The 17,410-nt window shown below is 70.6% G+C and carries 11 protein-coding genes; 7 read left to right on the top strand and 4 right to left on the bottom strand.

Annotation, left to right across the window (positions count from 1 at the left end):
* The first annotated feature begins 453 nt into the window (after positions 1-453).
* The 3 genes from GXY85_08575 to msrA all read left to right on the top strand — a co-directional run bounded on the left by GXY85_08575 (position 454) and on the right by msrA (position 4,193).
* The gene (locus tag GXY85_08575; protein NLW50877.1) at positions 454-1,230 is read left to right on the top strand and encodes a sugar phosphate isomerase/epimerase; all 777 of its coding nucleotides are present in this window, start codon (positions 454-456) and stop codon (positions 1,228-1,230) included.
* 16 nt (positions 1,231-1,246) lie between these two features.
* Positions 1,247-3,076, top strand: coding sequence for a family 10 glycosylhydrolase (locus GXY85_08570; protein ID NLW50876.1), 1,830 nt, complete (start codon positions 1,247-1,249; stop codon positions 3,074-3,076).
* A 121-nt stretch (positions 3,077-3,197) separates the two neighbouring features.
* Complete coding sequence (gene msrA, locus GXY85_08565) at positions 3,198-4,193, top strand: peptide-methionine (S)-S-oxide reductase MsrA (protein NLW50875.1); 996 nt, start codon at positions 3,198-3,200, stop codon at positions 4,191-4,193.
* Between the two features lie 204 nt (positions 4,194-4,397).
* Here msrA and GXY85_08560 read toward each other — a convergent pair whose 3' ends face one another.
* Entirely contained in the window at positions 4,398-5,465 is a 1,068-nt protein-coding gene (locus GXY85_08560; GenBank protein ID NLW50874.1) for a hypothetical protein, read from the bottom strand.
* A gap of 17 nt (positions 5,466-5,482) precedes the next feature.
* Complete coding sequence (locus GXY85_08555; protein ID NLW50873.1) at positions 5,483-6,547, bottom strand: beta-lactamase family protein; 1,065 nt, start codon at positions 6,545-6,547, stop codon at positions 5,483-5,485.
* A 124-nt stretch (positions 6,548-6,671) separates the two neighbouring features.
* On the opposite strand from GXY85_08555, the gene GXY85_08550 reads away from it, so the two are divergent.
* On the top strand, positions 6,672-7,874 hold the full coding sequence (locus GXY85_08550; GenBank protein NLW50872.1) for a hypothetical protein: 1,203 nt from the start codon (positions 6,672-6,674) through the stop codon (positions 7,872-7,874).
* Between the two features lie 188 nt (positions 7,875-8,062).
* On the top strand, positions 8,063-11,956 hold the full coding sequence (locus tag GXY85_08545) for a hypothetical protein (GenBank protein ID NLW50871.1): 3,894 nt from the start codon (positions 8,063-8,065) through the stop codon (positions 11,954-11,956).
* Positions 11,957-12,067: 111 nt separating this feature from the next.
* Here GXY85_08545 and GXY85_08540 read toward each other — a convergent pair whose 3' ends face one another.
* Entirely contained in the window at positions 12,068-12,436 is a 369-nt protein-coding gene (locus GXY85_08540; protein ID NLW50870.1) for a hypothetical protein, read from the bottom strand.
* 324 nt (positions 12,437-12,760) lie between these two features.
* On the opposite strand from GXY85_08540, the gene GXY85_08535 reads away from it, so the two are divergent.
* Both GXY85_08535 and GXY85_08530 read left to right on the top strand, forming a co-directional pair.
* Positions 12,761-13,813 carry a M20/M25/M40 family metallo-hydrolase gene (locus GXY85_08535; protein ID NLW50869.1) on the top strand — a complete coding sequence of 351 codons (1,053 nt, stop codon included), beginning with the start codon at positions 12,761-12,763 and terminating at the stop codon, positions 13,811-13,813.
* A 108-nt stretch (positions 13,814-13,921) separates the two neighbouring features.
* The gene (locus GXY85_08530) at positions 13,922-16,576 is read left to right on the top strand and encodes a hypothetical protein (GenBank protein NLW50868.1); all 2,655 of its coding nucleotides are present in this window, start codon (positions 13,922-13,924) and stop codon (positions 16,574-16,576) included.
* 2 nt (positions 16,577-16,578) lie between these two features.
* On the opposite strand, the gene GXY85_08525 is transcribed toward GXY85_08530, so the two are convergent.
* On the bottom strand, positions 16,579-17,181 hold the full coding sequence (locus GXY85_08525; protein ID NLW50867.1) for a M55 family metallopeptidase: 603 nt from the start codon (positions 17,179-17,181) through the stop codon (positions 16,579-16,581).
* Positions 17,182-17,410 lie beyond the last annotated feature (229 nt).

Below are 17,410 nucleotides of genomic sequence, written 5' to 3'. Positions count from 1 at the left end.
TCGGAGAGGTTCACGCCGCGCCACTTCTGGACGAACGCGAGGGGGTTCACGGGAACTCGTCGCCTCTTCTTGAGTGTGCCCGCAAGGCTAACAGAACAAGGCGCGGAAGGTCAAACGGCACGGAAGCCACGTCCGCACTCACGCAGAGACGCAAAGGACGGCAGAGCGAAGATCGGCGACACCACCGACGAACAGCATCTGGACACGGATGGACGCGGATGGGGAACGGCGACGAACGAGCCAACGATTCCCGCGCAGAGGCGCAAAGCCGCAAAGAACGTCGGCATGGACACCGGCCGGACATCCGGCGCCGGCGTACGTCTGCAGTTCAGAGGCCGTTCTGCAGGACAGACCGAGAGCGGACGGGCTGGCGGTTGTGCGGCGGGTCGTGTAACATGCCTGCGCGGCGGCCGGCAGGCGCCGCAACGGTCCCGGCGGACGGAGGAGGCGCACATGAAGCTGGCACTGCATGCCTGGCAGATGGGTAGGGAGCGCGACCTGGACACCATGATCGGCATCTGTGCCGAGAGCGGGATGGTCGCCCTGGAGCTCATGGAGCACGAGACGTTCCGATCGGCCATCCCGCTGGACGCCTCGGCGGGCGAACGTGCGGAGATCCGGCGCAAGTTCCAGGACGCGGGCGTGGGCATCGCCGCGCTGTCCATCAACTGCCGCTACGACTGGATGGACGCCGCGAAGGTGCGCGCAAGCATCGAGGAGAGCATGCGGTACGTCGACCTGGCCGTCGACGTGGGCGCGCCGCGGCTGCGCTGCCTGGGCGACCAACTGCACGAGGACGAGGGCGAGCCGAAGGAGGTGACCATCGCGCGCGTGGCCGAGGCGCTGCGCGAGGTCTGCGAATACGCCGACCCGCGGGGCATCGACTGCCCGATCGAGATGCACGGCAAGTTCTCGCCGTGGGAGAACGCCCTGGCCGTCGTCGAGCAGGCGGACCATCCGCGCTGCTACCTGGTGCACAACGGCACCGAGCAGAACACGCCGCCGGACCGCTGGGACGAGGTCTGGGCGCGCATCCGGCCGCACGTCAAGCACGTGCACGCGCACGACGTGCTCAGCGACCGGTTCCCGTACAAGAGGTTCTTCCTGACGCTGCGGGACTCCGGCTACGACGGGCTGGTGTGCTTCGAGCTGGCGCCGAGCGACGACCCCGTGCGCGTCTGCCGTCTGACCAGGGCGCTGGTCGAGGAGTGGCTGGCGCGGGGCGCATAGAGAGCGGAGGTGGGGCATGGTCGGTCGGAGGGCCTTGGGTGTGCCGGTCATCGTGCTGATGGGGGCTCTGGCGGCGGCCGTCCTGGCGGCGCAGGAGCCGGTCGAGATCGAGATCGAGGGCTTCGACTACGCCGACGCGGCCGCGCTGGCGGCCGCCTGGGGGCCGGTGCACCACGAGTCGCCTCCGCCCGAGCCGGTCACCGGGCCCGACGGCCGGCCGGCCGCGCGCTTCCGGCTGCCGTTTGCCGCGCTGAATGACCGGCGCGTGGCATGGGACCTGTGGCGCAGCGCGGACCTCTCGGACGCCGACCGGATCCTCGTGCGCATGCGCACGGACGACCCCGGCGCGGTCGTCTGCGTGCTCTATGCGCGGTCGGGCAACGGGTGGCACCGGTTCCCGTCCGTCGGGGTGGGGCGGGAGTGGACGACGGCCGTCTTCCGGTTCGACCGCGCGGCCGACGAGGGGCGGCCCGGCGGCCGTGAGGGATTCGGGGGGGTGCGGCTGTGTTTCCTGCCCGGCGCCCGGCGCGACACCTCCGTGGAGGTCGCCTGGATACGGGCGGCCGGCGGTTGGACGCCGCAGGAGATCGGCCGGATCAGCCGGTTCGCCAACATCGAGGAGGCGCGCGGCCACATCGTGACGAACGTGCGCCCGGAGCGCCGCGCCGCCGCCGAAACGTGCATCGGGGAGGCCCTGGATCTGCGCGCCGAGATCCTGAACCGGGGTGTGGCGGCCGGCCCGGAGGTCGACGCGAAGGCGCTCACCTGCCGCGAGTTGATGGCCCGGGCCTACGCCATGGTGCAGGAGTCGCGCCCGGGCGAACTGCGCGGATTCTGGTGCCACTACGGCAGCGGCCCGGTGATCGAGGGCCGCCGGGCGTCGTGGGGCAAGGCGATCCCGATGCTGACGTCCGGCGGGCTGAACGCCATCTTTCCGAACATGCTCTTCAGCGGCGTCGCCTACTTCCCCAGCCGGGTGGTGCCCGTGCACCCCATCGTCGAGCAGGAGGGCGACCAGCTCGCCGCCTGCATCGCGGCCGCACGCGCGCACGGCGTGCAGGTGCACGTGTGGAAGGTCTGCTGGGAGGTCGGCTGGCAGGGCGCGCGCGACGCACACGAGCCGTTCGAGCGCGAGGGCCGGCTGCAGGTCGACAGGTTCGGGCGGACGCGCCGGGCGCTCTGCCCGAGCAATCCCGTGAACCGCCGCTACGAACTCGACGCCATCCTGGAGGCCGCCGAGTACGACGTCGACGGCATCCACCTGGACTACATCCGGTACCAGGACGCGAACGTCTGCTACTGCGACGGCTGCCGCGAGCGCTTCGGGGCGGCCTCGGGGCGGCCGGTGGCGGACTGGCCGGCGGAGGTGGCGGCCGGCGGGGCACGTGCGGCCGAGTATGCCGCCTTCCGGGAGGAGCAGATCACCAGTTTCGTGCGCGAGGTACGCCGGGCCCTGAAGGAGACGAAGCCGGGCCTGAAGCTCTCCGCGGCCGTCTGGGAGCCGGCCCCGTCGGCGCTGCGCGTCGCGCAGGACTGGCCCGCCTGGGTGGACGAGGGCCTGCTCGACTTCGTCTGCCCGATGATCTACACCGAAGACGCGGCCTACTTCGAGGCCACCCTGGCCGAGATCATGCGGCGGGTGGGCGGCCGGGTCGACGTCTGCCCGGGGCTGAAGGTCGTCATGGGGTCGCGTCCGGAGGGGCGGCCTCCGCTGGACGTGACCGTGGACCAGATTGCGGGCGCGCGGGCGCTCAGCGTGTCGGGCTTCGTGCTGTTCGAGCTGCGGGAGTTCCAGCAGACGCACCTGATGCCGTACCTGCGGGCCGGCCTCACGGCGGAGCCGTGAGCGTGTGTGCTTGACGCGGCGGACGTCGGCGGCTACAAGTAAGCCAGACTCGTCGAGCCGGCGAGCCGGGTCACCGGGGAGGGGGGGGCGCACCGGCGGCCGGCGGGGATGACGGGGGCAGATGGGGGCTGCGGCCGGGGTGCCGCAATCACAGGGGGAGAGTGCGATGGAGAAGGCGACGTTTGCCGGGGGGTGCTTCTGGTGTATGGAGGCGCCGTTCGCGCAACTGGGCGGCGTGTGCCGGACAGTGGTCGGCTACATGGGGGGCGAGGGCGCAGACCCCACCTACGAGGACCACGAGGCCCGGGGCTTCCTGGAGGTTGTGCAGATCACGTATACCCCCTCCCGGGTGACGTATGACGGGCTTCTGGACGTTTTCTGGCGCCAGATCGACCCGACAGACGCCGGGGGGCAGTTCAGCGACCGGGGGCCCGGCTACCGCACGGCGGTGTTCTACCACGACGAGCGGCAGAGGCGGCTGGCCGAGGAATCGCGCCGGCGTCTGGCCGAGTCGGGCCGGTTCGACGCCCCCATTGCCACGGAGATCCTGCCGGCCTCGGAGTTCTACGAGGCCGAGGGTTACCACCAGGACTACTTCAAGGAACATCCGCAGTTCTACAAGGCCTACCGGTCCGGTTCCGGGCGGGACGCCTGGCTGCAGAAGGCGTGGGGTTCCGGGGCGTCCGGCCGCCGGCCTGGCGACGAGGAACTCAGGCGCCGCCTGACGCCGCTCCAGTACGCCGTCACGCAGGCATGCGGCACCGAACCGGCGTTCCGCAACGAGTACTGGGCCAACGAAGAGGACGGCCTCTACGTCGACATCGTGACGGGCGAGCCGCTGTTCTCTTCGCTGGACAAGTACGATTCGAACACGGGCTGGCCGAGTTTCATGCGGCCGCTGGCCCCGCGTTGCGTCGTCGAGCGGCCCGAGCCCGAGCATCCCGACGCGACGGAGGTGCGCAGCAGCTTCGGCGATTCGCACCTGGGGCACGTCTTCGCCGACGGTCCGCCGCCGACCTTCCGCCGCTACTGCATCAACTCGGCCGCCCTGCGGTTCATCCCCGCCTCCGACCTGGTGAAGGAAGGCTACGGCGCCTATCGGAAGCTGTTCGAATAGCGGTGCCACTGGGGGCCGGACGGAACGGCGGGGGTCCACAGATTACGCAGATACGGCAACGGAACGGCAGTGTCACGCAAGGAGGCGAAGCGGCAACGAGCGGCCCCAGGGACACGGGCGGGGTACCCAGTGCCGGTGTAGGTCTGCAGTTCGTTCTTTGCGCTCTCCGCGTCCTCTGCGGTTCATCCGTCGTTCTCGGCGTGCTCAGCGCTCTCCGCCGGTGATCTCGCGGATGCGGTCGAAGAAGGCCCGCTTGCGCTCGGTGTTGATGCCCCAGTTGACCGGCAGTGTCTGGTAGCCGCTGAGGTCCTCGACGCGGTCTTCGCGGGGGCGCGTGGTCCAGTCCGTCAGGTCCCGGTAGCTGCTGCCGTAGCCCTGGCAGTAGAAGCCCCAGGAGCAGCCTTCGGCCACGGCGGCCTCGAGGTTCTCCACGAACACCGAGTCTTCGTTCACCACGATCGGCCGCCGTCGCCGCCGGTACTCGTCCGCCTCCTTCAGCCGCCGCAGCTTCTCGGTCAGCTCCTCCGGGCGGCATCCGTTGCCGTGGGGCATCGAGAAGTCCTCGACCTCCAGCCACCGCCCGTGCGGCAGCGATTTGCCGCCCCCCGAGCTGGCGCCTACCAGCAGGCGGCGGCCGTCCAGCGTGACGTCCTGCGCGATCCGGATGAACTCGTGGATGTTCTCCGGCTCCATGGCCGGGCGCCGCCACCAGTTCGCCGATTCGTTCGCGAGGTCCACCAGGATGTTGCGGTGGCCCGTGCGGAGGAGCCATTCCGTCACGCGCCGCGTGATGTCGCGGAGCACGTCGTCGTCCGGTATGCGCCGGACCTGCTTGACGTAGAAGTAGTTGACAATCACGACCATGCCGGCATCGTCGGCGGCGTCGAGCACGCGCGCCAGGCGGTCGAAGTAGGGCTGCACGAATGAGCCGTCGGGACGATAGGCGGAGCAGACGTAGTTGTCGTAGACCTCGGGGCGGAAGACGGAGCCGCCGCCCTGCAGCCCGACGGTGACGGCCAGCAGGCCGTGGGCGCGGTACTCAGGCAGGTGGGCGCAGAACTCGTCGGTGTTGCGCTCGGGGTCCCAGCGGCCGGTGTCGGGATAGGCCCAGATCTCGCGGGTCTCGGGGCAGGCGTCGTCGAAGACGGCCTGGATCATGCGCGAGTTCATGAGCAGGCCTTCGACGGACCGTCCTCTGTCCGTGACGCCCTCATAGGTGGGGCGGCCGTTGATGAGGAAGCGCGTGCCGTCGATGGCGATCTCGGTGGGCATGGGAGCGTCCGCTTCCGTCAGGCGAGCGCGGCGACGATGCGGCCCAGGAGGCCCGAGTCGTTGTCGCGCTGGTGTGTGTAGACGCCGGGGCTCTGGACGACGACGAGGTCGAGGCTCGGGCAGACCCAGACGTGGATGCGGCCGGCACCGCTTGCGGCGAACGAATCGCGGGGGAGCGACGGCCACAGCAGGCCGGGCTCGTTGGTCCAGAAGCCGTATCCGTAGCAGAGCGCCTCGCCTTCGAAGCGTTCCCCCCGGGCGGCGCTGCTCGCGGCATGCACTTCGGGCGCCGTGCGCACGGCCTCCCGCAGCCAGCCGTCGGGGACGACCTGCCGGTCGCCCCAGCGTCCGAGATCCAGCCAGAGTCGCCCGAGCCGCGCCAGGTCGTCGAGGCTCGCGGAGAGCTGCAGGTAGTTCCCGAAGATGCCGGTCAGCGCCTCGGGCGGGTGCGGGAAGTTGCTGTAGCAGGAACTCCAGGAGGCGCCGATCGGGTCGCGGATCATGCGCTCGGCCAGGGCGCCGGGGCCGGGCAGGCGCGCGGGGTCGGCGCTGTCGTAGAGCCCGTGGGCGACGGCCAGGGCGTGGCAGAGGATGTTCATGCCGAAGGTCTGGTAGTGGAACGTCGAGCCGGGCGGCTCGTCCGGCTTCATGTAGCCCGAGGTGTTCGAGATGAGCTGTCGGAAGGTGATGTCGCGGTCGTCGGGCTTCGCGTGGCGGCCGGGCTTGGGGCCGCGGCCCTCCGGCACGTCCATCATCTCCGGGTAGTAGTCGACGACGCGGTCGTCGGCGCTGCCGATCCGGCCCTCGCGGACGGCGATGCCCAGCATGCAGGAGTAGACGGACTTGGCGGCCGAGGCCATCTGGACCTGGCGGGACGGGGGCAGGCCGCGGCACCATTCGGCGACGGCCAGGCCGTGTCGGTAGACGCCGACGCGACAGGCGGCCTCGCCGGCCGCATCGGCCAGCCACGCGTGCGCATCGGCCAGCCGGGCGCGGTCGAAGCCGGCGCGTTCGGGGGCGGCGGCGGGCCACGGTGCGCCCGGCGGGGGCACGTCGGCCCGGGTGGGCTCGGGGGCGGTCATTGTGCACCTCCTGTGGAGTCTACCGGAATGCTATGCGAGCCGGGGGCGCGAGTCAACGGGCCGGGCGCGACGGCGGGTTGACGGCGCGGGTAGAATGGGCCGTTCCAGAAGGCAGGAGGCCGGCATGAGACATCTGCGGGTACAGGCGAACGTCCTGCTGGTCATGACGGCGGTCGGGGCGATGGGGCCGCCGCTGCTGGGCCCCGTGCGGGAAGCGCTGCAGGAGGCGGGGGGGCTGTCGCGCGCCGATCTGGGCCGGTGGGTGTTCTGGCTGGGCATTGCGGGGGCGACGGTCGGCCTGGCGCTGGGGGTCGGCATGCGGCGCACGCTGCGCACGACGTTCATGCGGGCGGGCACGTTCGTGCTGTGCGCGGGCTGCATGATCTTCGCGCTTGTGCGGCCGGCCCCGGGGCTGCCCGTGCTGCTGCTGGGGGCTGGCTGGCTGGTGGTATCGGCGGGGCGGCCGCTGGTGGCGTCCAGCAACGGCCTGTTCGCCGACCTGTGGGACGCCTCGCCGCACACGGGGGTGATCCTTCTGCATGCCACGAACTCCGTGGGCAAGGTCATGGCTCCGCTGGCCGTGATCGTGCTGGGGCCGGTGCTGGCGCGCACGGGCATGGCGTATGCCGTGGCCTTCGGGGTGCTGGCGGTGCTGTCGCTCCTGTGGCCGGCGGAGAGCGTGCGGCACCTGGCGGAGGTCGAGCGGGCGGCCGACCGGGGCGTGCGCCTGCGGCTGCCCGGCGATCCGGGCGTGTGGCTCTGCGCGGCGCAGTTTGCCTTCATTGCCGGGGCGGAGGGCGGCGCGACGGCCATCCTGGGCAGCCTGGTCGAGCGGCTGCGTCCGGCCCCGGGCATCTGGGGCAGTGAGGCGACGTGGCCGGCGGCGGTGACGGCCGTCATGCTCTGTGGGATCGTGGCGGGCCGGGTGGCCTTCACTGTGCTGAGCACGCGGCTGCGGGAGCGTGCGATCATCGGGCTGTGCCTCTCGGCGGGGCTGTTCGCTCTGCCGGCGGCATTCTGCGGGAGCGCGGCCGTCTATCTTCCCGGCTTCTTCCTGACGGGCGTCTGCTTCAGCGCCACGTGGCCGGCGTTCTTCGCGCTGGCGGCGCGCCGCTATCGGGCCGACCGGACGTTTCTGTCCTTTGCCGCCGCCTTCTTCACCGCGCTGGGCATCTCGGGCTGCGTCTACCTTGTCAGCGCCGTGGGGAACGCCGACGAGCGGCTGCCGCACGCGTTCGTGGCCGGCACGGCCGTGATGGGCGCCTTCGCCGTCTACCTGTATCTGACCCCCTGGGGGCGCCGTCTGGCCGCGCCGCCGCCGGCCTGAGGCGTGGCAGGAGGCGGCCTGACGGGGCAGTCCGGCCGCGAAGGTTGACCATCCGGGCCCCGCCACTTACACTCGATGGAAGGAGTTGTGCAGGGGCGACAGAAGGAACGGAGTAAATACCAGGACCGCTATGGAAGGCGGTCCCGTTCTGTACGGCGCCCCGGCCGGTTCGTTCAGGAGGCGTACGGATGGTGCGGAGCAGGGAGAGACGGGTTCTGACGGCGGCCATGGCCGCCGTCCTGCTGGCGTGTGCCGGCGCGACGTTCGCCCAGACGCGGGAGGCCGTGACGCTGCCTCCGGGTGTGCGGGCGGAGTGGAGTCTGGGGGGGGCGTTCCGAGAGGCGACGCCGACCCGCGAGCGGGTGTGCATCAACGGACTGTGGCGCTGGCAGCCGGCGGAGGCCGCGCCGGGCGATGTGCCGACGGGCCGGTGGGGCTACTTCAAGGTGCCCGGAAGCTGGCCGGGCATCACCTCGTACAACCACAAGGACTGCCAGACGGTCTTCACCCATCCGGCATGGCGCGACGTGAACATGCGGACGCTCACGGCCGCCTGGTATGAGCGCGAGATCACCGTTCCCGCCGATTGGGGCGGCCGCCGCATCGTTCTGGCGGCGGAGTACGTGAACTCGTTCGCCACCGTCTATCTGGACGGCCGGATGGTGGGGGAGATCCGTTTCCCCGCCGGAGAGCTGGACCTGACCCCGCACTGCCGCCCGGGCGGACGGCACGTGCTGAGCGTGCACATGCTGGCCATGCCGCTGCGCGCCGTCATGCTGTCGTTCAACGACACGGACGCCGCTCGCGAGGTGCAGGGCACGGTGGACCGCCGGGGCTTCTGCGGCGACCTGTTCCTGGTGGCCACCCCGGGCGAGGCCCGGATCGACGACGTCATGGTGCGCACGTCGGTGCGCCGGGGTCAGATCGAGTTCGACGTCGCCGTGGCCGACGCGGGTCCGGCCGGAACCTACCGGCTGCGCGCGCAGATTCTGGACGCCGGCCGCCGCGTGGCCGAGTTCACCGGCCCGGCCTTCCGGGCGGACGATCTGGAGCGGAGCCGCACGGGCTTTGCGGCCGATTGGATGGCGGAGAAGCTGTGGGACATCCACACGCCCGAGAACACCTACGAGGTCAGCGTCTCGCTGCTCGACGCGGCCGGCACCGTGCTGGACACGGCGTGGACGGAGCGGTTCGGGTTCCGCGAGTTCTGGATCGACGGCCGCGACTTCTACCTGAACGGCTCGCGCATCTTCCTCTCGTCGGTCCCGCTGGACAACGCCCAGATCGGCGCCGCCTGGGCCAACTACGACGCCGCCCGCGAGAGCCTTCGACGGCTCAAGGCCATCGGGCTGAACTACCTCTACACGCACAACTACAGTTGCCAGCCGGGCACGCACCTCAGCTTCGCGGAGATCCTGCGGGCGGCCGACGACGTGGGCATCCTCATCGGCCTTTCGCAGCCGCATCTGGGCCACTACGACTGGTCGGCGGACGATGCCGACGCGACGAACGGCTACGCGGAGCACGCCGCCTTCTACGCCCGCGTGGCGGGCAATCACCCCTCGGTCGTCTTCTACCACACGAGCCACAACGCCACCGGCTACGCCGACGACATGAACCCGGACAAGATCGACGGTCTGACGGAGCGCCCGCAGTCCCGCAACGTGCCGCGCGCCCTCCGGGCCGAGGCGATCATCCGGGAGACGGACCCCGGCCGGGTCGTCTACCATCATTCGTCCGGCAACCTCGGGGCGATGCACACGAGCAACTTCTACGCCAACTGGGCGCCGGTCCAGGAGCAGTCGGACTGGTTCGAGCACTGGGCCACCGTGGGCGTGAAGCCGATGTTCACGTGCGAATACGGCACCCCGATCTCATGGGACTGGAGCATGTACCGGGGCTACTACAAAGGCCGGCGGGCCTTCGGCAGCGCGCAGGCGCCCTGGGAGTTCTGCATCGCCGAATGGAACGCCCAGATGCTGGGCCCCGAAGCCTATCAGATCAGCGAGCGCGAAAAGCGCAACCTGCGCTGGGAGGCCCAGAAGTTCGCGGCAGGCGCCGTGTGGCAACGCTGGGACTACCCTCACCGCCTGAGTTCCGCCGAATTCGATGAGCGTCACCCCGTCTACGCCATGTACATCACAGACAACTGGCGCTCCTTCAGGGGATACGGGCTCTCGGCGAACTCGCCCTGGACGCACGGCCACTACTGGCAGCTTCGTCCCGGCGTCGACAGGAGCCGAAAGGACTTCGCGACCGACTGGGACAACCTCCAGCGGCCGGGCCTGAGCCCGGACTTCATCCAGGATCGCTACGAGCGCATCGACCTCGCCTTCGAATGGTCGGACTGGATTGCCACCGAAGCGGCCGAAGCGCTTGTGCGCAACAACATGCCGCTGCTGGCCTTCATCGGCGGCAAGCCCGAGGCCTTCACGACGAAGGACCACAACTTCCTGCCGGGCGAGACGTTCCAGAAGCAGCTCATCGTCATCAACAACTCTCGGGAGACCGTGACGGCCCGGTGCCGGTGGTCGCTCGGGCTGCCCGCCGCCGTGGGCGGCACGCACGAGGTGACCGTCCCCACAGGGGAGCAGGAGCGCATCCCGCTCTCGTTCACCCTGCCGGAGGGCCTGGCGCCCGGCCGGTACGAACTGACGGCCGCGGTGGAGTTCAACACGGGTGAGGTGCAGGAAGACGCCTTCACCGTCGACGTCGTGGCCCGGCCGGAGCCGGTGCAGGTGGCCGGACGGGTGGCCGTCTTCGACCCCGCCGGCGATACGACGGCGCTGCTGCGCGGGCTGGGCGTCGATTTCACCCCGGTCGGGGCGGACGCGGCGCTGGAAGGCTACGACATCCTCATCATCGGCAAGGGCGCGTTGACTCCGGACGGCGCCGCGCCGGACGTTTCGAGGGTGCGCGACGGCCTGAAGGTCATCCTGTTCGAGCAGACCGGAGAGGTGCTCGAGAAGCGGTTCGGCTTCCGGATCGCCGAGTACGGGCTGCGCTGGGTGTTCCAGAGAGTGCCGGACCATCCGGTGCTGTCGGGCCTGACGGACGACGTCCTGAGCAACTGGCGGGGTGACTCGACGGTCCTGCCGCCCCGCATCGAGTTCGACAGGCCGCCGTACACGGTTGAATGGGCCGGCATCCGCGTCCAGCGGGTCTGGCGCTGCGGCAACCGGGGCAACGTCGCCTCGGCGCTGATCGAGAAGCCGGCAACCGGAGACTTCCTGACGATCCTCGACGGCGGCTATGCGCTGCAGTACGCCGCGCTGATGGAGTACCGCGAAGGACAGGGCATGGTGATGTTCTGCCAGACGGACGTCAGCGGGCGCACTCTGGACGATCCGGCGGCCGACACGCTGGCGCGGAACATCCTCCGCTACGTGTCGGACTGGCGGCCGGAGCCCCGGCGGACGGTCGTCTACGCCGGTGAAGAGGCGGGGCTGAAGCACCTGGAGGCGGCGGGCTTCACCGTCGCGCCTTACCAGGGCGGAAGCCCCTCGGCGGACCAGATCCTCGTGGTCGGGCCGGGCGCCCTGCGCGACCTGGCGCCGCATGCGGCGGCGATCCGTGACTGGGTGCGTGCGGGCGGCCATGTCCTGGCGCTCGGTCTGAACGGCGCCCAGGCGAGTGCGTTCCTGCCGTTCGCCGTCCGCACGACGGACGGGGAGCACATCGCCGCGTACTTCGATGCCTTCGGAGCGGGCACGCTGCTGGCGGGCGTCTCGCCGGCCGAGGTGCACAACGGCGACCCGCGCGCGCTGCCGCTTGTCACGGGCGGTGCCCGGCCCATCGGCAACGGGGTGCTGGCCGCGGCCGATGGGCTGAACGTCGTGCTCTGTCAACTCGTCCCCTGGCAGATGGACTACTCAGGCGAGAAGATGAACGTCAAACGGACGTTCCGCAAGGCGACGTCCGGCGTCACACGGCTCCTGGCCAATATGGGGGCCGCCGCCCGCACGCCGGTGCTGGAGCACTTCGCCCGGCCCGTTGGTGAGGGCGAGCAGCGCTGGCTCGACGGCCTCTACCTGGACGTCCCCGAAGAGTGGGACGACCCGTACCGGTTCTTCCGCTGGTAGGGGAGCCGCATCGGACCTCACGGAACCCCCGGGCCGTCGCCGACGGCCGGGGGTTCCTTCATTCAAGGCGCCAGCCGGAGGAATCCGCCGGGACAATGCACGGCCGGCTGTCTACACGCGCTTGCGCTTCCAGAAGCCGGCCTGGAACCAGCCGATGACCAGAAGGCCGTTCAGCACGTTGGCCACCGAGATGGCCCACCAGATGCCCCGCGTCGGCGGATCCCATAGGGCGGAGAGGTGAAGGGCCAGGGGTACCTGCACGCCCCAGAGCGTCACGATCGTGAGGATCATCGGGGCCAGCGTGTCGCCCGCGCCGTTCAGCGCCCGGCCGAGGACGATGCCGAAAGCGACGAACACGTAGAACGGGGTGACCGTCTGGAGATACTCCGCACCGATCCGGACGACCTCCGGGTCGTCGCCCGTAAATGTCCGGATGAGCGCCGGCGCCCACAGGGCTATGGCCCCGGCGGCGAGGACCATGAACACGGCGTCCGCGCAGGCGGACCCAGAACAGGTCGATGATGCTCTGGAGGTTCTGCAGCAGCCCGGCCACCAGCATCGGCGTCGCCAACACGGCGATGCTGCGGGCAATGCCTGTCTCGGTCAGACGTCCGCCTCTCACGTCCTCGCCTTGCGATCGGGGCATGCGTAAAGCGGCCCATGGTATCCGACGGCATCGGGCCGGGCAATCGAATGCCGCAACCGGACCGAGCAGAGCGGCGGCCGGGAGGCTATGATATGCGCTCCGCCCGCCCGCTGCCGGGTTGAGGCCACATACGTGATGTCGGATGGGAGGAACCAGGCATGCACACTCCGGAGCACCCCGCACTCGCGCTCTTCAGCCGTCTGCTGGCCGTTCCGTCTCCGTCGGGACGGGAGGAACGTCTGGCCGCGGTCGTGCGCGGCGTGCTCGACGAGCAGGGCGACGCCCACGAGACCGACGCCGCCGGCAACATCATCGTGCGCCTGGCCGGACGCGATCCGGCCGCGCGGCCGATGGTCCTGGCCGCGCACATGGACGAGATCGCCATGGTCATCACGGGCATCGACGAGGACGGTCGGCTGAGGGTCGACCGCTCCGGCGGGCTCTATCCCGTCAAGCTCGGCGAGGGCCCCGTGGAGATCGTCGGCGACGGCGACGTCGTGCCGGGCGTCCTCTGCATGGGCTCGATGCACAGGGCCGATGCCGCCTCGCTCCAGTTGACCTGGCAGGACGTCCGAGTGCTGACCGGCCTGTCGGCCGTGCAACTCCGGCAGGCGGGCGTCCGCACGGGCTCCACCGCCGTGCCCGCCCGCTTCCGCTGTGCCCCCTGGACGTTCGGCGACGAGGCCGACCCGCTGGTGGCCGCCTGGACGTTCGACGACCGCATGGGCGTCGTGGCGCTCGTGCGTCTGCTGGAGGCCCTGCGCGAACGGTCCGTGACGCCGGCGGTGCCGACGCTCGTGTGTTTCACCGTGCACGAGGAAGGCGGCTGCCACGGCGCCAAAGTGCTCGCGCAGCGCGAACGGCCGGAGGTGTTCATCGCCGTGGACGGCTGCCCGATCGCCCCCGGCTCCGGGCTCGCGCTCGACGGCCGGCCCGCCGTGTGGAGCAAGGACAGCGGCACGCACTTCGACCAGCGGCTCGTGCGCGCTCTCTGCAGCGCCGCGCGGACGGCGGGCACGGAACTCTACACGCCCGTCCACGCGGCAGCGGCCTCCGATGCCACCGCAGTCTACGCCGTCGGCGCGGCCGACCGTGTGGCCACCATCGGGCACGTGCGCGAGAACAGCCACGGCTTCGAGGTCGCCCGGCTGTCGGTCTTCGACAACTTGCTGGCCACGCTCGTGCAGTTCGTCCGCGCCTACCGCCCCTGACACCGCGGCTATGTCCGTGCAAGTCCGTGTGCGTCCGTGTGCGTCCGTGTGAACACACCGCCGAGCGCCGTATAATGGGGCCGTACAACCTGACGAGGAAGGGAAGACATGAGGTCACCCGGCAGCCGGAGTCGATGGCAGACGGCGGCGATCGCCGCAATGGTGCTGATCACAGGCGCGTTCGCCGCACGCTGCCTCGCCCAGGAAGACGCCCCGCCCACCGTCGTGCTGGACTCTCTGAGCTACTGGCGCATCTACCAGACCGTCCGCCCACCCGTGGCCGAGGTCGACGGGGAGATCAGGCCGCTGGCCGATCCCTGGCCCGAATGGGAGAAGTTCTCCCCGCCGGACGGCTGGACGGCGCCCGACTTCGACGACGGCCGCTGGATGCGGAACATGGTCCGCATGACGGCCTACGACCCGAAGCTGGCCCGGCTCTGCCTGCGCGGCAAGTTCTCCGTCTCCGACCCCGCGAAGGTCAGCGGGCTGAAGCTCTCGCTCGCCTATCACGGCGGGGCCGTCGTGTACCTGAACGGCCAGGAGATCGCCCGCCGGCACCTCGTCGAGGGTGCCGACGTGGCCGAGCCCTACCCGCCCGAGGCCTTTCTGACCGAGGACGGCTCCACGCTGGCCCCGCGCGTCGGCGTCTGGAGCGCCCGCCGCATCGGCGCCGACGATGCCGTGCGGCAGATGCGGCGGCGCGTGCTGGACGACGTCGAGTTTCCGACCGACCTCCTGCGCCCGGGCGTCAACGTCCTGGCGCTGGAGATCGTCCGCGCACCCTATTCCAGGGACGTGCATGACTATACCCTCCGGGACGGCAACGACACCCGGCTCCGCTGGCCCACGTGCATGCTCTACGAGGCGGACCTGACGGCCGCGCAGGCCGAGGGCCTCGTGCCGAACGCGCGCCGGCCCGAGGGGTTCCAGGTCTGGAACAAGGACCACCTGGCTCCGGGCTTCGTCATCGACTGGGCCGACCGCACCGAGCCCCTGCGGCCGGTGTCGCTCGCCGGCGCCCGCAACGGCGCCTTCTCCCGCACCCTGATGGTGGGTTCGGACCGCGCGATCGAGGGGCTGACCGTGCGCGTCTCGGACCTGGAGGGGCCCGGAGGCGTCATCCCGGCGTCGGCCGTGCGCGTGCGATACGCCGTGCCGTGGGGCGACAACGGCAGCCTGCGGGCGCGCAGCAGCATGGGCTACGTCGATGCCGAACTGGGCTGCCTGCTCGAAACGGCCCCGGACGTGATCCCGCCGACCCCGAGCGCCACCTCCCGGGAGCTTGTCCAGGGGGCCGTCACCGCCGTCTGGCTGACGGTGCAGGTGCCCCGGGATGCCGCCGCCGACACCTATCGCGGCACCGTCACGGTCAGCGCCGCCGGCCAGACGCCCGTGGACGTGCCGCTGGAGCTGAGGGTCTGCGACTGGACGCTCGCCGATCCGCAGGACTTCCACGTCTGGACCGAAATCGTCCAGTCCCCGGACACCCTGGCGCTCGAGTACGAGACGCCCTTCTGGTCCGAGCGCCACTGGGAGCTGATCGGCCAGTCGTTCCGCCTCGTGCGGGACTCCGGCACCCGGATCGTCTACGTTCCGCTCATCGCGCAGAGCAACCTCGGCAACGCCGAGAGCATGGTCCGCTGGCTGCGCAACGAAGACGGTTCCTATGATTACGACTTCAGCGTGATGGACCGCTACCTGGACACCGCCGAGGCGAACCTCGGCCCGCTCAAGATGGTCGTCTTCCCCGTCTGGGAGGCCTACATGGCCCGAAAGGACGACTTCCAGGGACGCGGTTACCACAAGCAGTTCATGGAGACGAACGGCCGCTTCGCCGGAAACACCGGGCCGGTCGTGACCGTGCTGGACCGGGCCACCGGCCAGACCGAGAACGTCGTGCTGCCGTGGTTCGGTGAACCGGGCACCCATGAGACGTGGACGCCCCTGTTCGATCAGCTCCGCAGCCGGCTGGCCGCCCGCGGCCTGGACGACAAGATGCTGATCGGCATGATGAACGACGCCTGCCCGAGCGAACAGGACGTGGCCTTCCTCGCCCAGGTCGCCCCGGGCATCCGGTGGGCCGTCGCCGCCCACGGCACCTACGTGAAGGCCGACTTCGGCTACCGGGCCATCGTATACGTCCGCACGGGCCACGAGAAGAGCCTGATGGGCTGGAAGCAGTCCGAAGTGCTGGCCTACTTCAACCGCGACAACCGGCTGGAAAGCCAGGAGCCCGCCCTCTGGCGCACGCTGCCCACCTTCGCGCTGGCGGGCAGCTGGCGCGGCGTCGGCCGCATCGGCGGCGACTTCTGGAAGGTCATCCGCAACAAGCGCGGCGAGCGGTCCGGCCGCGTGCCCGAACGCTACCCCCAGAGCAACTGGCGCAACCTGGACATCTACACCGCCGTGCTGGCGCCCACCGAGCGGGGAGTGGCCGTCACCACCCGCTACGAGCACCTGCGGGAGGGCGTGCAGGAGGGCGAGGCGCGGGTCGTCGTGGAGCGGGCCGTGGCCGACGACGCCCTGCGCGCGCGGCTGGGCGCCGACCTGGCCGAGCGGTGCGAACGGGCGCTCATGGAGCACATGCGCGCCCAGCAACTCCTGCGCGGTTGGACCGGAGAGCGGGCGCCGCACGCACTCAGCGGCTCCACCGACCCGGGCACCTGCTGGTTCCTCAGCTCGGGCTGGCAGGAACGCGTCGAACGGCTGTTCGACCTCGCCGGTGAGGTCGAGAAGGCGCTCCAGGCGCCGGCCGCCGAATAGCCTCACAGCCGGGGGCGTGCCCCACGGGGCGGGCGGCGGTGCGGATGCCAGTCGCCCAGGTCCGTCGTCACCCAGCGCAGCGTGCGCGCGTCGAGGCGCTCCACGCCGGCGCGGTCCATGTACTGGTCGCAGTAGTCCGAGCGCGTGAACTCGACCTTGATCTCCATCGGCAGGATCGGCGCGAACGGACGGGCCGTGCCGACGAGCGCCAGCGACCGGCGCGCAGCGTCGCGGATGCGCGCCCGGGCCTCGTCCGGCGGGTAGGCGATGGCCCTGTTCCGGCCGACGCCCTGCTTGACGGCCGCGGTCTCGACCGGGTTGAAGAAAGCGCGTGCTTCGGCGCACGCCGCCTCGTCGCCCGACACCATGACCTGGGGCACGCCGCAGGCCGCGCTGCTCAGCGCGGTCTGTTCGATCTCGCCGATGCGGCGGCCGTTCAGGTACCAGTGGAAGATCGTCAGCGAGCTCTGCGTGTGGTCCAGGAAGCCGTTGATCGTGCCGGCCATGGCATGGCAGCCGACGGCGAAGCTTGCTGAGAAGCTCTCGTCGAGGATAGGCCCCTCGTGCGTCGCGCGGTCGACGTAGGTGGTGATGTAGACCTTCATCGGCTCCCTCCCGGGCAGAGGTCATCGGCCCTGCAGGCATACACCGCCGCCCCCGCCGGTGCAACACGCCGTGAGCGCCAACTGCATCAAGTGGGTCACAAGCTGACCCGTCCCCAGTTTCACTGGACGTTCTCCAGGGCAGGCGTGATGCGCAGACGGTTCAGCCCTGGCGGCACTCCGTGTTGCCGCAGCCATTCCAGCCCTTCCCGGAATACGCTCAGAGCCCCGC

This window comes from Candidatus Brocadiaceae bacterium, from assembly GCA_012728835.1.
Lineage (GTDB): Bacteria > Planctomycetota > Brocadiia > SM23-32 > SM23-32 > JAAYEJ01.
The sequence above is the reverse complement of the archived record's forward strand: the minus strand, read 5'-3'. Positions and strand labels throughout refer to the sequence as shown.

Coding starts and splice junctions, on each gene's coding strand:
- GXY85_08540 (NLW50870.1), bottom strand. CDS start 12,436: ATGGTCCTCGCCGCCGGGGCCATAGCCCTGTGGGCGCCGGCGCTCATC.
- GXY85_08555 (NLW50873.1), bottom strand. CDS start 6,547: ATGACCGCCCCCGAGCCCACCCGGGCCGACGTGCCCCCGCCGGGCGCA.
- GXY85_08560 (NLW50874.1), bottom strand. CDS start 5,465: ATGCCCACCGAGATCGCCATCGACGGCACGCGCTTCCTCATCAACGGC.
- GXY85_08575 (NLW50877.1), top strand. CDS start 454: ATGAAGCTGGCACTGCATGCCTGGCAGATGGGTAGGGAGCGCGACCTG.
- msrA (NLW50875.1), top strand. CDS start 3,198: ATGGGGGCTGCGGCCGGGGTGCCGCAATCACAGGGGGAGAGTGCGATG.
- GXY85_08570 (NLW50876.1), top strand. CDS start 1,247: ATGGTCGGTCGGAGGGCCTTGGGTGTGCCGGTCATCGTGCTGATGGGG.
- GXY85_08550 (NLW50872.1), top strand. CDS start 6,672: ATGAGACATCTGCGGGTACAGGCGAACGTCCTGCTGGTCATGACGGCG.
- GXY85_08535 (NLW50869.1), top strand. CDS start 12,761: ATGCACACTCCGGAGCACCCCGCACTCGCGCTCTTCAGCCGTCTGCTG.
- GXY85_08525 (NLW50867.1), bottom strand. CDS start 17,181: ATGAAGGTCTACATCACCACCTACGTCGACCGCGCGACGCACGAGGGG.
- GXY85_08530 (NLW50868.1), top strand. CDS start 13,922: ATGAGGTCACCCGGCAGCCGGAGTCGATGGCAGACGGCGGCGATCGCC.
- GXY85_08545 (NLW50871.1), top strand. CDS start 8,063: ATGGTGCGGAGCAGGGAGAGACGGGTTCTGACGGCGGCCATGGCCGCC.